Here is an 18,138-nt window from a genome sequence, read left to right on the forward strand (position 1 = left end):
CCCGTCGTCGTCCGCGGAGAGCCCGCCCCGGCAGCACGCTCGGCGGCGGAGCCCGCAACGGTGCCGCTGCGGCGTCTAGAGCAGCGGCGAGAGGGCGAGCAGGAGCGTCCCGGAGATCACGCCGCAGGCCGGGACGGTGAGGGCCCACACCAGCAGGACCCGCCGCACCACCCGGACGTTGACCGTGTGGAAGCGCTGCTGCCGTCCCGCGCCCAGGATCGCGGCGGCCGTGGTCTGGGACGTGGACATCGGCACGGGGATCAGCGTCCCGCCCAGGAACAGCAGGGACCCGGCCACGCCCTGGGCCACCGCGCCGCGGAACGGGTCGATCGTGATCATCCGGGAGGACAGGGTGTAGGCGATCCGCCAGGCCCCGAACAGGGTGCCCACGGCCAGTCCGGCCGCCACGACCAGGAACAGCCACGGGCCGGCCCCGCCCGCCAGCGGGTCCTGGAGGCCGGCGCACAGCAGCAGCGTGGCGAGGACCCAGACGGCCCGGCGGCCGTGGTGGATGCCGTGCCCGAAGGAGACGGCCGCCGCCCCGATGGCCAGGACGAGCCGGGAGCGGAACGTGGTGGCGTCCGGCTCCGAGTGCCGCAGCAGGTGCAGCAGGGGGACCACGAGCACCCAGGCCGCGGCGTAGGCGACCAGCGGCGCCAGCACCAGGGGCACGACGACCTGGTAGAAGGCCGTTGCCGTGAGCGGGTTCACCGCCGTGAGCCCCACGGCGCGGGCCCCCAGCAGGGCGCCGAGCAGCCCGCCGGCCAGTGCCGTGGTCGAGGAGCTGGGCATGCCCCACCGCCACGTGAGCAGGTTCCAGCCGATCGTGGTCACCAGGGCGCAGACGATCGTCGCGGAGCCCACCACGCTGTGCGGCACGGGGACGCCCGTGATGACCCAGTCCGCGAGCAGGTACGCGGCGGCCCACACGCCGGCGACGTTGACGAGGGCGGTGAACACCAGGCCCACCCGGGGCGTGAGCGCGCGGAAGCGCACCGGCAGGGCGAGGGCGTTGGGGGCGTCGTGGAAACCGTTGACGACGGTGTGGGTCACGGCCAGGACGATCCCGAGGACGGTCAGGGCCGTCAGCACGGGCTCAGGACTCCGCCACGACGATGCGGCCCACCTCGGTCGAGACCCGCACCAGGGCCCGGGCGGCCCCGGCGAAGCGCCGGACGGCGCGCTCGCGCCGCATCGCGGGGATCGCCTTGTGGTTCTCGAGCAGGTGGCCCATGTGCAGCTGGTAGATGCGCTCGGACTGCTTGCCCAGCCGGAGCATCTCGTACCAGTAGTCGTCCAGGCCCTGGAGGCTGCCGAGGTCGCGCATCGCCCGGGTGGTCAGCTCGGACATCCGCTCGATCACCCCGAGCTGGTCCGTGGCGTAGGAGGGCGGCCGGCTGAGGGCGTAGGCGACGTGCGCCTCCGCGACCGCCAGCAGCTCCTCCGCGGCCTTGTTGAGCCAGTGGCCCAGGATGTAGACGTCCTGCCGGGGGATGGGGATCACGAACGTGGAGCGCACCGTGGTCATCACGGAGAAGTACAGGTCGGTGGAGCGGGCCTCGCACTCGCGGATCGCGTCGAGGGTCGCGGTGTCGGCCTCGGGGGAGCCCATCAGCTCGGACAGGAGCCGCACGGTCTCCGTCACCTGTCCCGACATGTCGGCCAGCAGGTCCAGGACCAGCTCGTCCTCCGGGAAGATGCGAAGCGCCATGTGTTGACCGTCCTGGGCGTCGTGACCTGCGCCGCGGAGCACGGCGGATCCCACTGTACATGGGGCCGTCGGGTGGCCCGGGGGCGGCCCGTGGTCCCGGAAGGAGGAGGGGGGCGGTGCCGGACCGGGAGCGCCTCTCGGCGGAAGGCCGCTCGTGGCGGCTATGTGATGGAGCCCGGGGCTGCCGCGGCCCGGCACCTGGGTTCCATGGTAGTCGACGTGCTCGTGGGGCCAAGTCCTGCGGCTGTGGGCTCCCGCACGGCGGGACCTCCGCACGCCCGGACCGCGGGGCTCAGTCGAGGTGGCCGCGGCGCCACTGGTGCGCCGCGGCCTCGAGCTCCTCCGCGGTCCGCTCGAGCCGCTGGGTGAGGGCCACGGTGCTCGGCGCCCGGGCCGCGTCCGGGTCCACGACCGGCATCTGCCCGGTGTCCGCCAGCCGGATCCGGCCGAGGGCGATCACGCGGCAGAAGGCCGCGAACCGGTCCAGGGCGACGTCGAACTCCCCGTTGAACGCGCCGGAGAGGATCGCGTCCGCCATCGAGGTGATCTCGTCCGCCCCGGGGGGCTCCGCGACGCCGGCCACCACGTGCGAGACCTGCGCGGTGCCCCGTCCCGCCGTGAAGTAGCGGCCCATCCGCACCGGGTCCTTGCGCACCCCCGCCCGCAGGGCGTAGAGCCGCCACAGGGCCCCGGGCAGGGACACCGCCGGGGCCTCGGCCCACATCTCGGCGATCCCCTCCAGGCCCTGCTCGTCGGTCAGCTCGATGAGCCGCCGGCTGATCTCGGGATCGTCGCTGGCGCGCCCGCGGGAGACCAGGGCGTGGGCGGCGAGGTGGGCCGCCTCGGAGACGCGGGCCGGGTCGGGGCCGCCCTCGTGCGCTTCGAACTGCTCCGGGGAGAACTTCACCGGCTTGTGGTGGCGGGGCGCGTCGCTCATGCGTCCAGCGTACGGCCGTGGCCCGCGGCGGGCCACGGAGCGCTCACCAGTCGCTGGTCGAGGCGTGCACCGCCGTGTCCCGCCACTGCTGGTCGGTCTGCTCGAAGCCGTCCCGGGCCAGCGCCTTCCACAGCCGCAGCCCCAGGGCGGGCTCCTCCTGCTCGAGCTCCGCGAGCGCCTGCGGGAGCAGCACCCGCGCGGTGACGTCGGTGACGGCGCTCAGGGTCGCGTGCTGCTTGTTCCCGGTGCCGAGGGCCAGCTCCCCGAAGCTCATCCCCGGGCCGAGGACCTGCAGCTCGATGCGCTCGCCGGTGGGCGTGCGCAGGGACATCGACACGCTGCCGCTGACGATGAGGTGGATGCCGGCGAAGTTCTGCCCCGTGCGCAGGATGTTCTCCCCGGCCGCCCACGTCCGCTCGACGGTCCGGGCGCGGAGGTCCCGGGCGTCCTCGGGGTCCAGCCGGGAGAACAGCTCGGACTCCACGGGCTTCACCCGGGACGGGGTGCACTCCGGGCCGCCGTGCTCCTCGAGCAGCCGGTCCTCGACCCACTTGATGGCCGCGGCCCGGCTGGGGAACACCTCGAGCGGCGGCTCGCCCCCGAAGGAGCCGGCGAAGCCCGGGTCCGTGGCCACCGCCACCACGGTGCGGCCCGCCGCCTGCAGCTCGGCCCGGGTCTTGGCCAGGAGCGGCATCGCGTACTCCGCGATCACGTCCACCCGGCGCATGTCCACCACCACGTACGAGGCCTCGTAGGCGACGTCGCGGACGGTGCGGATCGCGGTCTCCGTGCCCGTGAACAGCAGGTCGCCCTGGAGCTCCACGACGACGGCGTCCTTGCCGTGGTCGGCCAGCACCGCCTCGGCCTCGGCGTTGCGGCGCACCAGGGAGGGGGACTGGTCGATCGGGTAGCTGGCGCGCACCGTGGAGCGGGCCACCCGGGCGGTGTGCGTGAAGTGCAGGTCGAGGTCCTGGGAGAGCCGCTCGCAGGCGAGCACCCCGCGCACGCTGTTGCCGTGCCGGTCCAGCGCCGGGGAGAAGGTCGCCACGGCCAGCTCCCCGGGCAGGACGGCGATGATGCCGCCGCCCACCCCGGACTTCGCGGGCAGGCCCACCCGGACCATCCACTCGCCGGCGTCGTCGTACATGCCGCAGGAGCTCATCACGGACAGCACCCGGGAGACCGTGTCGACGTCGAAGACCTCGTCCCCGGTCAGCGGGTTGGTGCCGGCGTTGGCGAGGGTCGCGCCCATCAGGGCGAGGTCGCGGCACGTGATCAGCACCGAGCACTGGGCGAAGTAGTCCTCGAGGGCCTGGGTCGGGTCCCCCTCGATGATCCCGGCGGAGGCCAGGAGGTAGCCGAGGGCGCGGTTGCGGTCCCCGGCGGCGTGCTCCTGGGCGAGGACCTCGGGACTGATCGCCAGGTCCCGGCCCGCGCACCGCGAGTAGGCCTCGCGGATCCGGTCCCGGCGCAGGTCGCGGTCGCTGTCGGGGACGAGCCACGTGGAGGCGATCGCACCGGCGTTGATCATCGGGTTGGCGGGGCGCCCGGTGCCGGGCTGGAGGGAGATCTCGTTGTAGGCGTCCCCGCTCGGCTCCACGTCCATCTTCGCGTGCACCGCCTCCGCCCCGAGGTCGGACACGGCGAGCGCGTAGGTGAACGCCTTGGAGATCGACTGGATGCTGAACTCGTCCCGGGTGCTGCCGGCCTCGTACACGTGGCCGTCCGCGGTGGCGATGACGACGCCGAAGCGCTCGGTGTCGGCCTGGGCCAGGGCGGGGATGGAGGAGCTGGGCTCGCCGCCGCGGACGTCCCGCAGCTGCTCCACCACCTGCTCGAGGTACTCGGTGACGGCCGACGGACCGAAGAGCTCCGTCTCCGTGCGTGCTTCTTCCTCGGTGCTCGGGTGCGGCACGGTCGGTCCTCCGGTCGAATCGGCATGGGTGGCACGGGACTGCCCACCACTCTAGGCGTCCGGCTCCTGGGGGGACCGTGCGGTAGAGTGGTGCCCGCTCCGGACCGGCCGCGCTGCGCGCTCGCCGGTGGAGCACGGGCCTCTAGCTCAGCTGGTAGAGCAGTGGACTTTTAATCCATGGGTCGTGGGTTCGAGCCCCACGGGGCCCACCCGCGACAGAACCCCATCGCTCCCGGTGCGCCCGGGGCCGGTGGGGTTCTCTGCTCTCCCGCGGCGGGCGACCCGGTGTGCGGGGGCGCCCGGCGGCGCCGGTGGTGCTACCGGTCGAGCAGGGCGAGGGCCTCGCCGATGCGGTCGTGCAGGGCCCTGGCCTGCTCCACGGTCCACGCCTCGTGGCCGATGTGCAGGACGAGCCCGTCACGGTGGGCGTAGGAGCCGTCCGCGGTGGTGATGACCTCCCAGGTCTCCAGGAGCGCGACCGCCGACGGGCCGGCGAGGGACCGGGCGGGCAGCTCCCGCGAGTTGGTGACCGTCTCGGGGTCGGTCAGCTCCTGATGGGTCGCCCAGCGGGGGCGGGGAACGAGAGCGGTGTTCTCGTACATGGGGGAACCTTCCAGGGAGAGGGGGTATGCCCATGTTTATGCATGTGAGCGCCCCGGGGTGCCCGCGACCCTCGCGTGTCGCCGAGGGATCGAGGTGTGGACATCCGTCGGCATCCCCTGCACTTTTGTCCGGCCGGACGCCGGCGTCCTCCCGCCCGGGCCGCGCTACTGCCCGTCGAGCTGCTCGGAGGGGGTGGGGACCGACTCGGGACCGGGCTGGTCCGGGGCGGGAGCCGCGGACCCGGTCCCGGGGTCCGTGGGCAGACCGTCGGGCGTCGGGGTCGGCGTGGCGGTGACCGGGGGAGGAGGACTGAAGGAGGTGGGGGAGGCACCGGGGGTGCTCGCCACCTCCTCCGGCCGGTCGTCGCACCCGGTCAGTGTCAGCGCGAGCAGGGCCACGGCGGGAAGGGTGCGGCGCATCGGGGGGAGCCTCTCTGTCGGGGACCTCTCCACGGTAGCCCGGCGGCCCGCCGCGTCGAGGGAAGAGCGGCGGATGACGTTCCCGGACCGGCGCCCGGCAGGACGCACCCGTCCGGGATGTGCGAGGATCCGGGGACCAGGACGCCGACCGGCAGGAGCCGCCATGCCCGAGCGAAGCAGCGAGCGCACCGCGCTGATCCTGCTCTCCGCGACCGCGGTGCTGCTGCTCGCGGGCCAGCTGCTCACCTGGTCCTCGGAGGACGGGGTGTTCAGCGCCTTCGTGTTCGTGCTGCTGCTGCTCTGGGCCGGGGTGATCGCCGTCCGGGTGGTCCGCTTCGTCCGGCGCGACCGGCGCCCGGAGGACACCGGCCCCGACGACCCGGTCTAGGGCGCGGCCGCGCGCTGGTCCCAGCCGCCGGCGAGCCGCTTCCGCACCGCCGCGACCGTGTCCCGCGCCGAGCGGCCGACACCGACGAGGGTCGCCGATCCCGGGCCCGTCCAGTCCCCGTACCCCACGAGGTAAAGGCCCGGCACCCGGGTGGAGGCCGTGCCCTCGGTGCGGATCCGCCCGTCGTCCTCCCGCAGGTGCAGGGACCGCAGGTGCCGGAGGGCCGGGCGGAACCCGGTGCACCAGACGACGGCGTCCACGGGCTGCTCCCGGCCGTCCGCCATGACCACGCCGTGCGCGGTGAAGCGCGTGAACATCGGCCGCGGGTGGAGCACCCCGGCGTCGCGGGCGCGGCGCACGGAGGGAACGGCCACCACGTCCCCGAGGCTCGCCACCCCGCCGGGATCCGGCCGGCCCGCGGCGAGGGCCTGGGCGCGCAGCGTGGCCACGCGGAACAGCTCGCGCCCGTCGACCTCGTCGGGGAGGTAGCGGGGCGGGGCGTTGGTGCACCACGTCAGCTCGCACACCTCGGCGAGCTCGGCGGCGATCTGCGCCCCCGAGTTCGCCCCGCCGACCACGAGCACGCGGCGGCCGCGGTACCGCGCCGGCCCCTCGTAGTGGGCGCTGTGCACCTGCTCGCCGCGGTACTCCCGCTGCCCGGGGAGGGCGGGCCGGAACGGCTGCGACCACGTGCCGGTGGCGCTCACGACGGCGCGCGCCCGCAGCTCGCCGTCGTCCGTCACCAGGCGGAACCCCGCCCCGTCACGGTGCACGGCCCGCACCCGGACCGGCCGCCGGACGGGCAGCCCGTAGCGCTCCTCGTACCGGGACAGGTACTCGACCACGTGCGCGGCGTCCGGGGCCGCCCCGGCCGTGTCCGGCATCGGGTGCCCGGGCAGGGACGAGTACGCCGCGGGGGAGAACAGCCGCAGCGACGGCCAGACGTGCCGCCACGCCCCGCCCGGCGCCTCCTGCTCGTCGAGCAGCGCGAACGACAGGCCCGTGCGCCGGAGGTGGTAGCCCACGGCCAGTCCGGCCTGCCCGGCGCCCACCACCGCGACGTCGAGGACCTCGTCCACGTCCGTGCTCCCGTCCCGGCCGGTCAGCGGAGGGTGACCGAGTCGAGGGCGGCCTGCGCCTCGGCGGTCCGTCGGCGCGGTCGCGAAGCGTTGAGCATGGCGAGATCTCCTCGAGGGCGGTCAGGTGGGGCGTCAGGGAGGTGGCGCATCCGCGGGTGCGCGGGTCCGGGCGCCCAGCCTACCGCCACCGCCGGGAGGGGCAGGTCTAGGGTGGGCGCATGGACAAGCTCTCCGGCTCGTGGCGCCGGGTGTTCGACAAGTTCTGGTTCGTGCCCGCCGTGTGCGTGCTCGCCGCCGTCGTCCTGGCCCAGTCCGTGGTGGCCGTGGACCGGTGGCTGCCCGAGGACCTGGACTCCCCGTGGATCGCGTGGGTCTATGCCGTCGGCATCGACGGGTCCCGGTCGATGCTCTCCGCGATCGGCGGATCGATGCTGGGCGTGGCCGCGACCGCCTTCTCCATCACCATCTCGGTGATCGCCACGGCCAGCTCCACGTACGGGCCCCGGCTGGTGCGCAACTTCATGGCGGACCGCGGCAACCAGGTGGTGCTGGGCGTGCTCGTGTCCACCTTCATCTACTCGCTGCTGGTCCTGCGCACGATCCGCTCGGCCTCCGACGACCTCGCCCAGCCGTTCGTCCCGCACCTGGCGGTCAACCTCGGCGTGCTGCTGGCGGTCGCGGACGTCGCCCTGATCGTCTACTTCATCCACCACATCGCGGACTCCGTGCAGGTGGACACCCTCGTCCACGGCGCGCGCCGGCGCCTGCTGGACGTGATCGAGCGGTGGCACCCGGAGGAGACGCCGGAGGAGCTGGTCCGGACCGCGGGGCGCCGCAGCGGCGGGGGAGAGGTCCGGGCGGGCAGCGTGGGCTACGTCGTCGGCGTCGACTACGAGCGGCTCCGGGACCACGCCGCGGCCGGTGACGTCGTCCTCGAGCTCGTGCCGCGGGTGGGCGACCACGTCCTGGCGGAGGAGCCGCTGGTCCGGGTGTGGCCCGAGCACCGGGCCGGGGAGCTGGAGGACCGGCTGCGGCGCTGCGTGCGGGTGGGCGACTCGCGCTCGGCGCTCCAGGACGTCCGCTTCGCGGAGCAGCAGGTCGTGGAGCTCGCCGTGCGCGCCCTCTCCCCGAGCACCAACGACCCCTACACCGCGGTCAACGCCGTCGAGGAGGTCGCGTCCGGGATCGTCGCCGCCGTGGCCCGCCCGCTCCCGGGGAACACGGTGGTGGTCGACGGTGTGCACCGGCTGCGCTACGGGACGGTGGGGGTCGAGGAGATCGTGGACATGCCGTTCGACCAGATCGGCCCGCACGCCACCGGGCACGTCAGCGTCCTGCTGGCCCTCGTGGACCTCGCCGCCCGGATCGAGGCGGCGAGCGTCCACCCGTCCGTGCGGCGGCAGGCGCGCGAGCACGTCGACGTCCTGCTCGCCCGGTTCCGCGACAGCGCACCCCACCCCCGGGACCTCGCCCGGGTGGAGCAGCACGTCAGGATGCGCTCGGCCGACTGAGCGGGTCCGCTACCGGCGCCGGAGCCGCGGGACCCGGCGCAGCAGCAGGCCCACGGCCACGGCGGTCCCTGCCAGCAGGACCGCGCCGATCCCGGCCGACAGGTGCACGCCGGCCTCGAAGGCCGCGACGGACGAGGCCAGCAGCTCCCCGGACGCGTCCGGGCCGAGGGCCGCGGCGACGTCGACCGCCCCGCCGAGGGTCTCGGACGCGGTGGCGGCCTGCCCGGGGTCCAGGCCCGGCGGCACCGCCACCCGGGCGGCGTAGGTCGCGGTCACGGCCGTGCCCAGGACGGCCACGCCCAGCCCGGCCCCCAGCTCGTAGGCTGTCTCCGAGATCGCGGAGGCGGCGCCGGCCTGCTCGGGGGCCACCTCGGTGAGGATCAGGTCCCCCGCGATCGTCTGGGCCGCGCCGGAGCCCAGCCCGATGACCACGAGGGCCACCACGAGCACGAGCCCGCCGGAGAGGTCCCCGAGCAGGACGAGCAGGAAGCCCGAGGCCATGACCAGCAGCCCGCCGCCTAGCACGAGCGCAGGGGGCACGAAGCCGACCACGTGCACCACCAGCAGCCCCGAGACGATCGTGACCACGGCCCCCGGCAGCAGGGCCAGGCCCGCCTCCAGGGGCGGCAGGCCCTCCACCAGCTGCAGGTACTGGGAGACGAAGAACAGGAAGCCGATGAAGGTGGTGGAGGCCACCAGGTTGTTGAGCAGCCCGCCGGTGAACGGGGCGTGGCGGAACAGCCGCAGGTCCAGCATCGGCACCGGGCTGCGCAGCTGGCGGCGCACGAACAGCGCCCCGGCGGCCACGGCCAGCACCGCGGCGGCCAGCACGCCGGCGGACGGGCCGTGGCCGCCGAGGTCCTTGATGCCGTGGACCAGCGCCACCATGGCGGTCATGATCAGGGCGGCGCTGGGCACGTCCACCGGGCCCGGCGCCGGGTTGCGGGACTCCGGCACCAGCACCGGCGCCAGGACCAGCAGCGGCAGCAGCACCGGGACCGCCAGGAGGAACACGGAGCCCCACCAGAAGTGCTGGAGCAGGAACCCGCCCACGACCGGCCCCAGGATCCCGCCCGCCGAGAAGCCCGTGGCCCACACCGCGATGGCCGTCCGCCGCTGCGTCGGGTCGTGGAAGATGTTGCGCAGCAGGGACAGGGTCGCGGGCATCAGCATCGAGCCGAAGAGGCCCAGCAGCGCCCGCGCGGCGACGAGCGCCTCCCCGGTCGGGGCGAACGCGGCGAGCGCGGACACCGCCGCGAAGCCCGTGCTGCCCACCAGCAGCAGCCGGCGGCGGCCCACCCGGTCCCCGAGGGCGCCCATGGGCACGAGCAGCCCGGCGAGCACCAGCGGATAGGCGTCCACCATCCACAGCAGCTGCGTGCCGGTGGGGCGCAGCTCGCGGGAGATCTCCGGCAGCGCGAAGTTCAGCACCGTGTTGTCCACCGAGATCAGCAGCACCGGCAGCATCAGGACCACGAGAGCGGCCCACTCGCGGGCGCCGGCGCGGACCGGGACGTCGGGTGCCGGGGACAGCATGGCGGACGGGCTCCTTCCGGGCGGGGGTGCGGCCCCCATCCTTCCAGAGCCGGCACCGGGCCCGCCCCGGACGGCGGGAGGAGCGCCGCACTAGACTGCACGGGATGGCCCGCCGGACGGTTCCGTCCGGCCCGCAGCGACAACCATGGAGGTCCCCGATGGCCGAGCCGGTCCCCACCAGTGCGACGTCCGACGCCGCCCCCGGCGTCTCCGAGCAGTACGAGGCGGCACGGGACCGCGTCCTGGCGCTGCGCGAGGACTACGACCGGGCCCGCGAGGAGTTCCGCTGGCCCCGGATGGAGCACTTCAACTACGCCCTGGACTGGTTCGACCACGTCGCCCGGGACCCGGAGCGCGGGGCCCGGGACGCGCTGTGGATCGTCGAGGAGGACGGCACGGAGCTCCGGCGGACCTTCCGGGAGCTCGCCGGGTCCTCGGCCCGCACCGCGAACTGGCTGCGGGGCCTGGGGGTGCGGCGCGGCGACCGCGTGCTGCTCATGCTCGGCAACCAGCTCGAGCTGTGGGAGACCCAGCTCGCCGGCATGAAGCTGGGCGCGCCCCTGATCCCGACCGCCGTGATGATGCCGCCGGCCGACCTGCTGGACCGGGTGCAGCGCGGCAAGGTCTCGTGGGTCGTCACGGACGCCGCCAACGCCCCCAAGTTCGCGGGCGTCGACGGCGACTACGAGCTCGTCGTCGTCGGCGCCGCCGCGGAGGTCGAGGCGGCGCGCGCGCAGCTGCCCGGCCGTCCCGTGCACCCGTACGAGCAGGCCGCGGCCGCGGACCCCGTCTTCGTCCCGGAGGGCGTCACGCGCTCCCGGGACCCCCTGCTGCTGTACTTCACCTCCGGCACCACGTCCCAGGCCAAGCTCGTGGAGCACACCCACGCCTCCTACTCCTTCGGGCACCTGTCCACGGTCTACTGGATGGGCCTGCGCCCCGGGGACGTCCACCTGAACATCGCCTCGCCGGGGTGGGGCAAGCACTCGTGGTCCAACTTCTTCGCCCCGTGGATCGCGGAGGCCACCGTGTTCATCCACAACCAGTCCCGCTTCGACGCGGCGGGTCTCCTGGAGCAGATGGGCCGGGCCGGGGTGACGAGCTTCTGCGCGCCGCCCACGGTGTGGCGGATGCTCATCCAGGCGGACCTGCACCGCGTGCAGGACCCGCCGACGTCCGCCGTCTCCGCCGGCGAGCCCCTCAACCCCGAGGTGATCCGCCGGGTGCAGGACGCGTGGGGCGTGACCATCCGGGACGGCTACGGGCAGACGGAGACCACGCTGCAGATCGCCAACACCCCGGGGCAGCCGGTGGTGCCGGGGGCCATGGGCCGGCCCCTGCCGGGCTTCGTCGTCGACCTCTTCGACCCGCAGACGGGCGCGCCCGCCGAGGAGGGGGAGATCTGCCTGAGGGTCGACGACGACCCGCCCGGCATCATGGCCGGCTACATCGACGAGCCCGAGCGCACGGCCGAGGTCGTCAAGGACGGCTGGTACCACACACGCGACATCGCCCGCCGCGACGAGCACGGCGTCTACACGTACGTGGGCCGCACCGACGACGTGTTCAAGGCCTCCGACTACCGGATCTCCCCGTTCGAGCTGGAGTCCGTGCTCATCGAGCACCCCGCGGTGGCCGAGGCCGCCGTGGTCCCGGCGCCGGACCCGGTCCGGCACGCGGTGCCGAAGGCCTACCTGGTGCTCGCCGCCGGCGCGGAGCCCACCCGGGAGCTCGCCGGGGAGATCCTGCGCTTCGCCCGGGAGAACCTCGCCCCCTACAAGCGGGTGCGCCGGGTGGAGTTCACGGACCTGCCCAAGACGATCTCCGGCAAGATCCGCCGGGTGGTGCTGCGCGAGCGGGAGGAGGCCGCGGACCGCTCCGGCCCCGCGGCTCCCGGGGCCGACGGGTACGGCGTCGAGTACACGGAGGCCGACTTCCCGGGGCTGCGCGGCTGAGCGCCCGCAATGTGACGCCGCGCACGGCGCCCGGCGTGCGCCCAACGGGGGACGCCAAGGGTCCCGGATGTCCCCACTTCGTGCCACGCCCGCCGCCGTCGAATACCCACCGGTAGCGAAAAGCCGCCACGGGACCCCTCGTTGACTAGTGCAAACAGATGAATTTGCCTGGGTGTCCCCCAGATCGAATGTGACTTCACTGGCCGTGACAGGTCACAGAAACCCTGCCACCATGGTGGCAATTGGTTCACCCGATGGGGCGGAACCAACCGATCCGCCGGGGGGCGGATCGACTGCGGTTCATCGGGGGATGGGCCGCGTGCACGCAGGCATCGGGGGGTGCCGGTGCAACCGGTTCATCGGGGGGTGAACCGAATGGGAGCACCGCTGGGGGGCGGTACTCCCGCCAGGCGAGTCTCTGCTCGCCACCGGCCGTCAGGCCGGTCGATGCGCCCGCTGCGGGGGCCATCCGTTCGACGGATGGGCAGCGGGCGCATCGCTCTGTCCGGGCCCCGTCGCCACTGCACGCCCCACCCTCGGGTCGGGCGGCGTCGGGGGGCCCTGGAAGACTGGGGCCATGACGACTTCCCCGGCCCACGACATCGCCGCCCACGACACCGCGCCGGACCCGGCCCTGCACGAGGACGCGCTCCACCTGCTGCGCGCGCTCACGGGCCGGCCGGACGCCGCCTTCCACCCCGGGCAGTTCGAGGCGGTCGAGGCCCTCGTGGGACGCGGCCGGCGGGCCCTGGTGGTGCAGCGGACCGGCTGGGGCAAGTCCGCGGTCTACTTCCTCTCCGCCCTGCTCCTGCGCGCCCGGGGCCGCGGGCCCACCCTGATCGTCTCCCCGCTGCTGGCCCTCATGCGGGACCAGGTCTCCGCCGCCGCCCGCGCGGGGGTCCGGGCGGCGGCCATCAACTCCGCCAACGCCACCGAGTGGGGGCAGATCGCCGCGCAGCTGGAGGCAGACGAGCTCGACGTCCTGCTGGTCTCCCCGGAGCGGCTCAACAACCCCGTGTTCCGCGAGCAGCAGCTGCCGCAGCTGGTCGCCCGGCTCGGGCTGCTCGTGGTGGACGAGGCGCACTGCATCTCCGACTGGGGCCACGACTTCCGCCCCGACTACCGGCGCATCCGCGACCTCATCGCCCGGCTCCCGGAGCAGGTCCCCGTCCTGGCCACGACCGCCACCGCGAACGAGCGCGTGGTCGCCGACGTCGAGGAGCAGCTGGGCGTGCGACCCGGCGGCAGCAGCACGGGGGAGGTCTTCACCCTCCGCGGCCCGCTCTCCCGGGCGTCCCTGCGCCTCGGCGTGCTGGACCTGCCCTCGGCCACGGCCCGCCTCGCCTGGCTGCTCGAGCACGTCGAGTCCCTCCCGGGCAGCGGGATCATCTACGCGCTGACCGTGGGGGCCGCCGAGGACACCGCCCAGGCGCTCGCCGACGCCGGGATCCCCGTGCGCGCCTACACCGGGCGCACCGACCAGGGCGAGCGCGAGGAGCTCGAGTCCGCCCTCAAGGAGAACAAGGTCAAGGCCCTCGTGGCCACCTCCGCGCTCGGCATGGGCTTCGACAAGCCGGACCTCGGCTTCGTGGTGCACCTGGGGGCGCCGTCCTCGCCCGTGGCCTACTACCAGCAGGTGGGCCGTGCGGGCCGCGCCACGGACAACGCGGACGTCCTGCTGCTGCCGGGCACCGAGGACCGCCGGATCTGGGAGTACTTCGCCACCTCGTCGATGCCCACCGAGCAGAAGGCCGCCGCCGTCCTGGGCGAGCTGGGGGCCGCGGGCGGAGCCCTGTCCGTGGCCGTGCTGGAGTCCCGCGTGGACGTCCGGCGCAGCCCGCTCGAGCTGCTCCTGAAGGTGCTCGCCGTCGAGGGCGCGGTGGAGCGCGTGCAGGGCGGCTGGCAGAGCACGGGCGTGCCGTGGCGCTACGACGCCGAGCGCTACGGCCGGATCGCCGCGGCGCGGGTGGCCGAGCAGAACGCCATGCTCGAGTACGAGCGCACCACCGGGTGCCGCATGGAGTTCCTCGCCCGGCAGCTCGACGACGCCACGGCCGAGCCCTGCGGGCGCTGCGACAGCTGCGCCGGCCCCTGGTACCCCACGACCGTCGACGAGTCCGCCACCGACTCCGCGGGAGCCGCCCTGACCCGCGTGGGCGTCGTGGTGGAGCCGCGCGCCCAGTGGCCCACCGGGATGCCGCGCCTCGGGGTCGAGGTCAAGGGCCGGATCCCCGAGGAGGAGCGCTGCGCCGAGGGCCGGGCGCTCGCCCGGCTCACGGACCTCGGCTGGGGCAACCGGCTGCGCGAGGTGTTCCGCACCGACGAGGAGGGCGCGCCGGTCGACGGACCGGTGGACCCCGCCCTCGGCCGGGCGTGCGTCCAGGTGCTCGCCGAGTGGCGCTGGTCGGACCGGCCCGCGGCCGTCGTCTCGATCCCGTCCCGCTCGCGCCCCCGGCTCGTGCGCTCCCTGGCGGAGGGCATGGCCGAGGTCGGGCACCTGCCCTATCTGGGGGAGCTCGACGTCCCCGAGGGCTTCCCCTCCGGCGGGCACGGCGGCAACAGCGCGTACCGCCTCGCGGCCCTGTGGGAGAAGTTCCGGGTGCCCCCCGAGCTCGCGGAGGGGCTGGACCGGCTCGGGGGACGCCCGGTGCTGCTGGTCGACGACCTCGTGGACAGCCGCTGGACGCTCGCCGTGGCCGCCCGCGCGCTGCGCCGGGCCGGCTCCGGGCCCGTGCTGCCGTTCGTCCTGGCCTCCCAGGGCTGAGGCGCGGACCGCGCCGGGCGGGCCGCCCCGGCGCGGTCTTGTACGCTGGCCTGCGTGTCCTCTGCCCCCACGCCGCTCGTCGACGTCATCATCCCGGTGCACACCCCCGCCCGGCCCGTGGACCGGGCCGTCGGCTCCGTGCTGGCCGGCGGGCTCCCGGTCGGCGACCACGGCGGGGTGCACATCACGGTGGTGTGCCACAACGTCGGGGCCGCGCTGATCCGCGACCGCCTCGCCGCCGAGCACCGGCCGCTCGTGGAGCTGGTGGAGTGCTTCGACGGCACCGCCAACCCGGCCGGGCCCCGCAACCTGGCCCTGGAGCGCTCCCGCGCCCGGTACGTGTCCTTCGTGGACAGCGACGACACCCTCGCCCCGGGAGCCCTCGCGGCCTGGACGGCGACCGCCGAGCGCCACGGCTCGGCGGCGGTGCTCCCGCGCCTGGTCAAGGACTCCGGCCGGCCGGTGCGCACCCCCGTGCCGCGGCCCTTCCGCCGCGCGGACCTCGAGCCGGTCAAGGACCGGCTCGCCTACCGCACCCACGTCTTCGGGCTGCTCCGCCGGGAGCTGCTGGTGGACCACGGGGCCCGCTTCAACGGCCGGTACGCCACCGGGGAGGACCAGGAGCTGGTGGCCCGCACCTGGTTCGGCGAGGGGCGGGTCGACCTCGCGCCCCGCGGCGCCCACTACCGGCTGCGGGAGGGGGCGGCCGACCGGATCAGTGCGGAGCCCCGCCCCCTGACGGACGACCTCGCCGCGGCGACCGACCTGCTCGGCGGTCCCTGGTGCGCCGGGCTGGCCCCGGAGCAGCGGACGGCAATCGCCGCCAAGATCCTCCGGGTCCAGGTCTTCGGCGCCGTGCGCGCCCGGACGGCGGCCGGGCGCTGGACCCCGGAGGACGTGGACCAGGTGCGCGGCCTGCTCGCACTGGTCGACACGCGCGCCCCCCGCGCGCTCACCGTGCTCTCCCGCGCGGACCGGGAGGTCCTGGACCTCGCGGTCCGGCCGGGGGCCACAGCGGAGGCCGTGCTCCGGGTCGACGACGCCCGCCGCCGCTTCGGCCGGCCCAGCACGCTGCTCACCCGCGACCTGCGCAGGGTCCTGCACCGCGAGGCCCCGCTGCGGTTCATGGCCGCGTCCCTGCTGGTGTGACCGGAAGACGCCACCGTCCGGTGTGACAATGGTGCCGAGCCAGTCGTCCGACCCCCGCCCGACGAGAGAACTCCATGAGCCGCCTCCTCCCCGCCGACCCTTCCCCCGGGGTCGCGAACAGCACCGCGCCCCCGGCGGGCGCCTCCGCCCCCGCCCACCGCTTCCGCCCCGAGGTCCAGGGGCTGCGCACCGTGGCCGTCCTCCTGGTCGCCGTCTACCACGTGTGGATCGGCGGGGTCTCGGGCGGAGTGGACGTCTTCCTGTTCATCTCGGCGTTCCTCATGACGCTCTCCTTCGTCCGGCGGCTCGAGGCCGGGAAGGGGCCGCAGCTGGGCCGCTACTGGACCAGGACGTTCTCGCGGCTGCTGCCCCCCGTCGTCGTCACGGTCCTGGGCACCCTCGTCGTGGTGCGGCTGCTGTTCCCGTCCGACCGCTGGTACGCCGCGATCGAGGAGGCGGCGGCCACGGTGCTGTACTCCCAGAACTGGGTGCTCGCCCTCAACGCGGTCGACTACTACGCCGCGGACACCTCCGGGGCCAGCCCGTTCCAGCACTTCTGGTCCCTGTCCGTGCAGGGCCAGGTGTTCCTGCTGTGGCCCCTGCTCCTCGCGCTGTGCGGGCTGATCGCCGGGCGCACCCGGTGGACCGTCACCACGGTGGCCACCGGCGTGTTCAGCGCCGTCTTCCTCGCCTCCTTCGCCTTCTCGGTGGTCTCCACGAGCAGCGAGCAGGCCTTCGCCTACTTCGACACCCGCGCCCGGCTGTGGGAGTTCGCCCTCGGCTCCCTGCTGGCCCTGGCCGTGCTGCGCGGCGTCACCCTGCCGGGCGCGCTGCGCCTCCTCCTGGGCTGGACCGGGCTCGTGGCCATCGCCGTGTGCGGACTCGTCCTCGACGTCCAGGGCTCCTTCCCGGGCTGGGCGGCGCTGTGGCCGCTGACCGGAGCGGCCCTGGTGATCCTGGCCGGGCACACCGGCGACCCCCGCGGGGCCGACGCCCTGCTCAGCCGCCGGCCCCTGCTGGCCCTGGGCGAGGCGTCCTACGCCGTCTACCTGGTGCACTGGCCGGTGCTCGTCACCTACCTGGTGGTCACGGACCGCGCCAAGGCCACGCTGGGGCACGGGCTGCTCATCCTCCTGGGGAGCATCGTGCTGGGCGTGCTGGTGCACCGGCTCGTGGAACGGCCCCTCCGGCCCCGCACCGGACCCCGCGCGAGCCTGCACCAGCTCGGCCTCGTGGTGCTGTGCGTGGCCCTCGTACTGGTCCCCGCCTCTGGGGCGCGGGTGGTCCTCGACCGGCACGCCCAGGAGGCCGCGGAGCAGGCCGCCCTCGAGAACCCGGGGGCCGCGGTGCTGACCGGGGACCTCGCCTGGGAGCAGGACCCGCAGGTGCCCACGATCCCGAACCCGCTGGTCCGCGAGGGGCAGTGGTCCGAGCTGCCGGAGTCCTGCGACGCCGCGACGGAGGAGTGGTTCGACGGCTACAAGGTGGCCTGCTCGACCCTGCCGGTCGACCCGGACGCCGAGGTCGACGCCATGGTGATCGGCAACTCCCACGCCGAGCAGTGGCTGCCGGCGTTCCAGCGCGTCGCCGAGGACCGCGGCTGGAACCTGGTCTCCGTCATCCGCGGCGCCTGCCGGTTCCAGCCCGTGGAGACCACGGACAACACCGAGTGCCAGGAGCTGATCGGGCTCACCGACCGGTACATCGAGGACCACGGGATCGACGTCGTGCTCACCACGTCCACCGTGACCGCCGACGAGGGGCCCGGCGAGCAGATCGCCCCCGGGTTCGCGCAGGTCCTGGCGGACCTCGGCGAGCGGGGCATCACGGTGGTCGGGATCCGGGACAACCCGCGGTTCCCCTTCAACATGGTCACCTGCATCGACCAGGACGGCCCGGACGCCGAGCGGTGCAACCCGCCGCGGGCGCAGAAGCTGGCCCCGCAGAACCCGGCCGACGCGCTGACGGGGCGGCACGGGAACTTCGTCAGTCTCGACATGAGCGACTGGATCTGCCCCGACGGCACGTGCCCGTCCCGGATCGGCAACCGCTGGGTCTACATGGACGACAACCACATGCCCCGCGACTACGTGGTCACGATGGTCCCGGCCTTCGCGGAGCAGTTCGACCGGCAGTTCGGGCAGCGGGCCCGGCCCGCCGGGTGAGCGGGG

At 74.6% G+C, this 18,138-nt stretch carries 14 protein-coding genes and 1 tRNA gene; 7 read left to right on the forward strand and 8 right to left on the reverse strand.

Features of this window, described 5'->3' with window-relative positions:
* Positions 1 to 75 precede the first annotated feature (75 nt).
* The 4 genes from AC6CH6_RS12295 to glsA form a co-directional block, all read right to left on the reverse strand.
* Positions 76 to 1,092 (reverse strand): inorganic phosphate transporter, encoded by a 1,017-nt coding sequence (locus AC6CH6_RS12295; RefSeq protein WP_498255334.1) that lies wholly within the window; start codon positions 1,090 to 1,092, stop codon positions 76 to 78.
* Between the two features lie 4 nt (positions 1,093 to 1,096).
* Complete coding sequence (locus AC6CH6_RS12300; protein WP_368796916.1) at positions 1,097 to 1,711, reverse strand: DUF47 domain-containing protein; 615 nt, start codon at positions 1,709 to 1,711, stop codon at positions 1,097 to 1,099.
* A gap of 292 nt (positions 1,712 to 2,003) precedes the next feature.
* Positions 2,004 to 2,648 (reverse strand): hypothetical protein, encoded by a 645-nt coding sequence (locus AC6CH6_RS12305; RefSeq protein ID WP_017832008.1) that lies wholly within the window; start codon positions 2,646 to 2,648, stop codon positions 2,004 to 2,006.
* Positions 2,649 to 2,691: 43 nt separating this feature from the next.
* Complete coding sequence (glsA, locus tag AC6CH6_RS12310) at positions 2,692 to 4,563, reverse strand: glutaminase A (protein ID WP_498255335.1); 1,872 nt, start codon at positions 4,561 to 4,563, stop codon at positions 2,692 to 2,694.
* A gap of 136 nt (positions 4,564 to 4,699) precedes the next feature.
* Between glsA and AC6CH6_RS12315 the strand changes: the two genes are divergently transcribed.
* Positions 4,700 to 4,772: transfer RNA gene (locus AC6CH6_RS12315), tRNA-Lys, on the forward strand.
* Between the two features lie 108 nt (positions 4,773 to 4,880).
* Here the strand turns inward: AC6CH6_RS12315 and AC6CH6_RS12320 are convergent.
* Both AC6CH6_RS12320 and AC6CH6_RS12325 read right to left on the reverse strand, forming a co-directional pair.
* Complete coding sequence (locus AC6CH6_RS12320) at positions 4,881 to 5,165, reverse strand: hypothetical protein (protein WP_035926082.1); 285 nt, start codon at positions 5,163 to 5,165, stop codon at positions 4,881 to 4,883.
* A gap of 165 nt (positions 5,166 to 5,330) precedes the next feature.
* Entirely contained in the window at positions 5,331 to 5,585 is a 255-nt protein-coding gene (locus AC6CH6_RS12325; RefSeq protein WP_419968400.1) for a hypothetical protein, read from the reverse strand.
* A gap of 163 nt (positions 5,586 to 5,748) precedes the next feature.
* On the opposite strand from AC6CH6_RS12325, the gene AC6CH6_RS12330 reads away from it, so the two are divergent.
* Entirely contained in the window at positions 5,749 to 5,973 is a 225-nt protein-coding gene (locus AC6CH6_RS12330; RefSeq protein WP_498255336.1) for a hypothetical protein, read from the forward strand.
* Here the strand turns inward: AC6CH6_RS12330 and AC6CH6_RS12335 are convergent.
* Positions 5,970 to 7,052: an ArsO family NAD(P)H-dependent flavin-containing monooxygenase gene (locus AC6CH6_RS12335; RefSeq protein ID WP_498255337.1), complete on the reverse strand. Its 1,083-nt coding sequence runs from the start codon at positions 7,050 to 7,052 to the stop codon at positions 5,970 to 5,972. The two genes, AC6CH6_RS12330 and AC6CH6_RS12335, sit on opposite strands and share 4 nt — an antisense overlap.
* Before the next feature lie 218 nt (positions 7,053 to 7,270).
* Between AC6CH6_RS12335 and AC6CH6_RS12340 the strand changes: the two genes are divergently transcribed.
* Positions 7,271 to 8,563 carry a DUF2254 domain-containing protein gene (locus tag AC6CH6_RS12340; protein ID WP_498255338.1) on the forward strand — a complete coding sequence of 431 codons (1,293 nt, stop codon included), beginning with the start codon at positions 7,271 to 7,273 and terminating at the stop codon, positions 8,561 to 8,563.
* Between the two features lie 9 nt (positions 8,564 to 8,572).
* On the opposite strand, the gene AC6CH6_RS12345 is transcribed toward AC6CH6_RS12340, so the two are convergent.
* Entirely contained in the window at positions 8,573 to 10,099 is a 1,527-nt protein-coding gene (locus AC6CH6_RS12345) for an MFS transporter (protein ID WP_498255339.1), read from the reverse strand.
* A 158-nt stretch (positions 10,100 to 10,257) separates the two neighbouring features.
* Here AC6CH6_RS12345 and AC6CH6_RS12350 point away from each other — a divergent pair, with 158 nt between their 5' ends.
* The 4 genes from AC6CH6_RS12350 (at position 10,258) to AC6CH6_RS12365 (ending at position 18,132) form a co-directional block, all read left to right on the forward strand.
* On the forward strand, positions 10,258 to 12,054 hold the full coding sequence (locus AC6CH6_RS12350) for an AMP-binding protein (protein WP_419968395.1): 1,797 nt from the start codon (positions 10,258 to 10,260) through the stop codon (positions 12,052 to 12,054).
* A 577-nt stretch (positions 12,055 to 12,631) separates the two neighbouring features.
* Positions 12,632 to 14,818 (forward strand): RecQ family ATP-dependent DNA helicase, encoded by a 2,187-nt coding sequence (locus tag AC6CH6_RS12355; protein WP_498255340.1) that lies wholly within the window; start codon positions 12,632 to 12,634, stop codon positions 14,816 to 14,818.
* 54 nt (positions 14,819 to 14,872) lie between these two features.
* A complete protein-coding gene (locus AC6CH6_RS12360; RefSeq protein ID WP_498255341.1) occupies positions 14,873 to 15,967 on the forward strand; it encodes a glycosyltransferase in 1,095 nt (364 codons plus the stop codon).
* Between the two features lie 74 nt (positions 15,968 to 16,041).
* The gene (locus AC6CH6_RS12365) at positions 16,042 to 18,132 is read left to right on the forward strand and encodes an acyltransferase family protein (protein ID WP_498255342.1); all 2,091 of its coding nucleotides are present in this window, start codon (positions 16,042 to 16,044) and stop codon (positions 18,130 to 18,132) included.
* Positions 18,133 to 18,138: the final 6 nt, after the last annotated feature.

The organism is Kocuria sp. GQ42, assembly GCF_059758435.1.